Source organism: Acinetobacter sp. A3 (genome assembly GCF_012371415.1).
Lineage (GTDB): Bacteria > Pseudomonadota > Gammaproteobacteria > Pseudomonadales > Moraxellaceae > Acinetobacter.
Map to the genome: position 1 here is coordinate 1 of NZ_JAAZQW010000067.1, position 6,156 is coordinate 6,156.

Below are 6,156 nucleotides of genomic sequence, written 5' to 3' on the forward strand. Positions count from 1 at the left end.
AAGTCGGAACTGACCGACTCAGGCTCTAGTTACACGCTTGGCAACAAGACATTAACAGAGTGCGAATTAGTCCTTGATTATGTTTGACTACATTTTAAGGAACAGCCAACACACCTTTATAATGCATCGGCCTAAGCAAAATTTAAGCTCAAACTTGCTCGCAATCAAAAATGGCTCAATCTAAAAATTCTGTCATGTATTCTAATACTTGAGCTGTTTTTTCAGCATGCAACCAATGTCCCGCATGAGCCACTTGTTCAATTTTTGCATGTGGGAATTGTGCTTCAATTGCGGCAAAATGCTCAGGCAATTGAATATAAGGTGAATTTCCACCACGAATAAACAACGTATCTACAAGACTATGCACCGTATGCCATGACAAAATTTCTGCATAATGAGTGCGCAAAGCATTCAAATTAAACAGCCACTGTCCTTTACTAAAAGATTTCATTAGAAACTGCACCACCATTTCTTCATTAAGATGCTGGCGCATAATTTCCATGGCTGCCTGACGACTTTCTACCTGCGCATCTTGCACAGCAAAGAGTGCTTTAAAAATTTGATCATGGCGGTTTTCAGGGTACGCGAAAGGACAAATATCCAGTAAAACTAACTGCTGTAAACGCTCAGCGGCAAGTGGTGCTAAAGTCATCGCCACCTTACCTCCCATTGAATGGCCCACTACAGAAAACTGCTGAATATCTAGTGCATCCAAAGTTTCCAACACATCCTGCGCCATGGCAGCATAATTCATCTCATCACAATGTGCTGATTTACCATGATTACGCACATCTAATTGAATGACTGTACGTTGTTCCTGAAATGCACGCGCTAACATGCCTAAATTACTCAAACTACCAAATAAACCATGAATAAAAACCAAAGGTACAGCAGTCGATTCAGGTTGATTTTGCGTGATCTGATAATTTAATAACATAAAGCGGATACCGAACTTGAAAACATAGTAGTGATCTATTTAATGGTTTTTTAGGGTAAAAATCAAATTATTCAGGTACTTTTATCTTTATATCTCTTGTAGTATTGCTTAGGCTATTTTGAGTCCTAGGCAATACTCTACATGCACTGCATTTGCATTAAATATTTATTTGAAATAGTTTAAAGGTAATTTCAAATAGCGAATACCATTTGCTTCAGGTTCAGGAAATTTCCCAGCATCCATATTGATTTGTATAGATGGTAGAATCAATTTAGGCATACTTAAAGTTGCATCTCGCTTGGTACGCATCTCTATAAATTCTGCTTTGGTCACACCTGTATGAATATGAATATTCTGCATTTTCTGTGTTTTTATCAGTGTAGTATGCTCATATTTTTCACGTGACTCTGGTAGATAATCATGGCATAGGAACACCCGAGTTTCTTCAGGCAGCGCGTAGAGTGTTTGTACAGAATCATACAATTGCCCTGCACTTCCTTTTGGGAAATCACAGCGCGCCGTACCGTAATCTGGCATGAATAAGGTATCGCCCACAAAAACTGCATCACCAATCACATAGCTTAAACATGCAGGTGTATGCCCTGGTGTTGGGATGTTATAGGCTTTTAACTCGCCGATAGTAAATGCTTCATGGTCATCAAATAAATAATCAAACGATTGATGCGAATTAAAATATTTAATATCTAAGTTATAAATGGCGCTAAATGTTTCCTGCACGATCGAAATTTTATGACTCATGGCAATTTTGCCACCTAACTCAGCCTTTAAATATTGTGAAGCGGTCAGATGATCTGCATGCACATGCGTCTCTAAAATCCATTCAACCGTTAATTGGTTTTTACGAATATAAGCAATAATTTCATCAGCAAGCGTTGTTGAAGTAGTTGCTGATGCAGCGTCATAATCCAAAACACTATCAATAATTGCGCATTGATGCGTTGCAGGATCACTTACAACATAACTGAATGTATTGGTATTTTCATCAAAAAAATGCTGAATGTCTGCTCGCATCTTATACTCCTGCAACCTTACGATGAATTAGAATACCCACCAACATGGCAATAATAAAATAGATCGCTTGATAATAGCCTAATCCAATTAAAGTTAAGCTTGGCGCAGGACAAATACCTGCAATTCCCCAACCCACACCAAAAATAAAACTACCAGTGATCAATTTAGAATCGATCTGCGTTTGTTTTGGTAGCTCAATCGGTTCATTCAGCAATGTTTTCGGTTCAGGCTGACGCACCAATTTTTGGAATGGAACAAATGCAACAGCAATCGCACCCATCATTACAAAGGCCAGACTCGCATCCCATTGCCCAAAAAGATCAAGGAAGTTTAAAACTTTTTCAGGATTCGACATTCCAGAAAGCATAAGTCCAATTGAAAAAATACCACCAAAAATGAAGGCCAAGAAGTTTTTCATTTAGAATGCTCCTGTGATATGGCGAATAACGTACACGGTAATAAAACCTGCCAACATAAACGTACCTGTAGCAGCCATAGAGCGTTTAGACAAACGGCTCATGCCACAAATACCGTGACCACTGGTACAGCCCGAACCTAAACGCGTACCGAAGCCTACCAATAAACCCGCAACGATCATCATTAAAGGGCTTGCATTCAGCTCAATTTCTGGAGTTGCCCAAATTCCATAAAAAAACGGCACAACAAAAATACCTAACACAAACCACAGTGCAGGCGTTTTGAACAAAGTCTGTGGATTCAACACCTGAGCGAGCAAGCCACTAATACCTGCAATACGGCCATGGACATATAAATAACCCACGACTGCAAGTCCCAGCAGCCCACCACCAATTAATGCCAGCAGATAATCATGCATTCTTTTAACTCAAAACAATATATGTTTTTATAATATATTATTAATATTTTTATTCAACCTTTCTCTTGTAAATTTTGTAAAGGCATTACCTCACAATAAGCACTTCATTTGGAATCATTATCTTATTTGCTCACAAGGACTATATTTTATTGTAAAAAATACTCAGAATACTCAATTCAAGCATCTACAATTTCAGCGAAACTAGCATTTAGTACTTGTGCCAAATCTGCTGGAGACAAACCAATATCTAAACCTCGTTTACCGCCACTTACATACATGTAGTCTAGCTTTTGAGCTGATTGATCAATCACTGTTTTAAGTTTTTTCTTCTGCCCAATCGGACTGATTCCACCAACCAAATAACCTGTTAAGCGTTCTGCATCCTTCGGGTCTGCCATCTGCAATTTTTTACATGAAAATGCTGCGGCCACTTTTTTAAGATTTAATTGATGATGTACGGGAAGAATTGCAACAAAGAAGTTTTTATCATCACTGACTAACAAGGTCTTAAAGACTTCAGTCACGTCCAAACCTAATTTTTCCGCAGCTTCCAATCCAAAGCTTTTGGCATTTGCATCATGTTCATATTCATGAATAGAAAACTGGATTTTCTTAGCTTTTAAAAGTTTGGTCGCTGGTGTCATTTGAGAATTCTTTAAGAAATAGTTAGAAAATTATACGCTGACTTAAGTTTAAATCCATATTTGCTTAGGCTATTTATTAGCAATATAACAAACAAATAGCCCTCTTTTTTATTCAGGTTTACGTGAATTTTCTACCAGAACATTCGCCAACCGCTGTGCGTGCGCAACCACACGGTCAAGCCAACGTTGTGCTGCTAATAATTCTAATCCAGTAGCTGCATTTAATTGATTGACCGCAGTGTATTGCAATACCTTTTCTCGATTATCGGCACGTTGCTCTTCAGTCCAATTTTTCAGGTTGGTTAATTCTGTATTCAAACTGACAACGTGATTGTGTACATCAAAATCATCAATTTCTTTTAAATGCTCATCCATAATATGCACAAAATCCAAACCGACTTGATAAATTGCTGGTTGGGTCCGAATCTCTTTTGCTAAACTGATATTTTCCAAATCACTACGCAAAACTCGTAAATACACCATCAATCTGAGCATTGCCATTAAGCGTTGTTGATCTACTTCATTTTCAGAAATCGACATATCTTCCAAATAACGTTGTACTTGAATCAGCACTTCATCTAATTGCTGTAAGCGTACTTTAGATGGCAGTCTACCTTCTTGAATAGCCAATTTAATCATCAGCAATACATCATATAAGCTGTGATAAATTACTTTAGATGCAGCATGGATGGCCAAAGCAGGCACAGACAAACTCGCTTGATCGAGATAGCACAACACCGATTGCGTCTGATCAGGAATGAGTTTCATAATGAGTTGTTCAAATTGACGAATCATCGGCAACAAAATAATAGTGCCACAAAAACTAAAAGCCGTATGAAAGGCTGCAACAATGACTACGTTATCCCAGTCTGCCATCAGACGCTGATTTTCAGTCAATTCTAGGAATAACGGCTTTAAAATAATAAATGCAAAAACAGCTGAAACTACGTTAAATATCACATGAACCGCAGCTGTACGCTTCGCATTCGCAGTCGACCCTACAGCAGCAATGATTGCTGTGGCAACAGTTCCAATATTTTGACCAATCACCAAACCAAGCGCTTGTTGTAAATCAATCGCTCCACTTGCCAATGCAGCTAAAGTTGCAGTAATCGCAGCACTCGACGATTGCAATAGAATCGTCATGATAATGCCAACCAAAACCAAACTTAATTGGGCGATTAACGACCGACTTGAAAATACTGATAAATCTACACGTTCGGCAAATCCTGACATTGCAACTTGCAACATATCAATGCCAAGAAAGATTAAGCTAAAGCCCGCTATGGTCAAGCCAAATAAGGCAACACGTCCCTGACTAAAAAGTTTGAGGATTGCGCCAATACCAATCAACGGTAAGGCAAAACTGGTGATAGAAAATTTAACACCTAAAAATGCAACCATCCAACCTGTACTGGTTGTACCAATATTTGCACCAATGATCACCCCAATTGCTTGGGCAAAAGTGAGAATACCTGCACTGACAAAACCAATCGTTGCTAAGGTGGTTGCTGTAGAAGACTGTACAATCAGCGTCAAGCCAATACCTGAAAGCACGGCTTTAATGGGTGAACCTGTAAATTTAGACAACCAGACACGCAGCGTTTCGCCTGCCATTTCTTTCAGACTGTCTGTCATCATGGTCATTCCTATCAAGAAAAGACCAATACCACCGCATAATTGTACAATGACTTCTAACACACTTACTCCCTGTGTAAGACGCAATTTTGAAAGTGTTAAAAAGCCGATATTGTACGCACTTTCCGCTTAAAATTGCAGTTTATTTCTTCTTTTCCAATAGTTTATATAAAATAAAAAAACTGTCATACAACTGTCATATAATAAAAATTAAATCACAAATCAATCGCTATAGATTAATTCAATCAAATGCAGAAAATATATTCATGAAAATGAATAAAATTCTTAAAAGGCTATTTGGATTGATAATACAATTCTGTACTTTCAGCTGCTTGACTCAAATATGTGTGCTGACTACCATCAAAGTATACACTTAAAGCCAAATATTTTTAGACAGCATCTATAGAAACCATTTTTATGATACTAACTTTTTTAAAAAACTACTCATCGATTAAAGTATTGGGTATCAGTTTCCTTACTCTCACCATTACGGCTTGTTCACCTTTAGGTGGTGGTTCAATTGCAAAACGATCAGCTAAATTATCTACTGGTATCCAAAAAGCCTATGCAGTGCATCCAGATACAGCAAATCGAGTTGCACCAATCATCGTGCAAAGCTCCGAAAAACACGATGTAGACCCTTTACTTGTTGCGGCCTTAATCAGACAAGAGTCTAATTATCGTGCGTATGCGACTTCACCTGCTGGTGCGGTAGGATTTACCCAAATCATTCCACGCTATTGGCAACAAACTTGCCCTGGTGATTTATATCATGAACACACCAACATCAATTGCGGCACTTATATTTTAAATCATTATAAAAATCAGTCAGGCAAATGGCTAAAAGCACTGGCCTATTATAATGTTGGACCAACGGGTTATCACAGTAATCGGAAAATGAAAAAACAGGGAAAACGTTATGCAAAACAAGTTAAGCAGCATCAAAAAAACTTAAAAGATGCACTTTAATTCTCTTGTGTAATGAGGTGTAGCTAAAACCATCCATTGATGGTTTTATTTTTTGGTGTTCTTTATTTTTATTCTTTTTAATTTTAATTCAGGCATAAAAA

At 37.9% G+C, this 6,156-nt stretch carries 7 protein-coding genes; 1 reads left to right on the forward strand and 6 read right to left on the reverse strand.

The window, feature by feature from the left end; all coding sequences use genetic code 11:
* Nucleotides 1-175 precede the first annotated feature (175 nt).
* The 6 genes from HHA42_RS12910 to HHA42_RS12935 all read right to left on the reverse strand — a co-directional run bounded on the left by HHA42_RS12910 (nt 176) and on the right by HHA42_RS12935 (nt 5,149).
* Nucleotides 176-937 (reverse strand): alpha/beta fold hydrolase, encoded by a 762-nt coding sequence (locus HHA42_RS12910; protein ID WP_168419511.1) that lies wholly within the window; start codon nt 935-937, stop codon nt 176-178.
* A gap of 165 nt (nt 938-1,102) precedes the next feature.
* On the reverse strand, nt 1,103-1,969 hold the full coding sequence (locus HHA42_RS12915) for an MBL fold metallo-hydrolase (protein WP_168419512.1): 867 nt from the start codon (nt 1,967-1,969) through the stop codon (nt 1,103-1,105).
* A gap of 1 nt (nt 1,970) precedes the next feature.
* Nucleotides 1,971-2,387 carry a DUF6691 family protein gene (locus HHA42_RS12920; protein ID WP_168419513.1) on the reverse strand — a complete coding sequence of 139 codons (417 nt, stop codon included), beginning with the start codon at nt 2,385-2,387 and terminating at the stop codon, nt 1,971-1,973.
* The gene (locus HHA42_RS12925) at nt 2,388-2,804 is read right to left on the reverse strand and encodes a YeeE/YedE thiosulfate transporter family protein (RefSeq protein ID WP_168419514.1); all 417 of its coding nucleotides are present in this window, start codon (nt 2,802-2,804) and stop codon (nt 2,388-2,390) included. It lies immediately after the preceding gene.
* Between the two features lie 176 nt (nt 2,805-2,980).
* The gene (gene ybaK / locus HHA42_RS12930; protein ID WP_168419515.1) at nt 2,981-3,448 is read right to left on the reverse strand and encodes a Cys-tRNA(Pro) deacylase; all 468 of its coding nucleotides are present in this window, start codon (nt 3,446-3,448) and stop codon (nt 2,981-2,983) included.
* 108 nt (nt 3,449-3,556) lie between these two features.
* On the reverse strand, nt 3,557-5,149 hold the full coding sequence (locus HHA42_RS12935; RefSeq protein ID WP_168419516.1) for a Na/Pi symporter: 1,593 nt from the start codon (nt 5,147-5,149) through the stop codon (nt 3,557-3,559).
* 354 nt (nt 5,150-5,503) lie between these two features.
* On the opposite strand from HHA42_RS12935, the gene HHA42_RS12940 reads away from it, so the two are divergent.
* On the forward strand, nt 5,504-6,055 hold the full coding sequence (locus HHA42_RS12940; RefSeq protein WP_168419517.1) for a transglycosylase SLT domain-containing protein: 552 nt from the start codon (nt 5,504-5,506) through the stop codon (nt 6,053-6,055).
* Nucleotides 6,056-6,156: the final 101 nt, after the last annotated feature.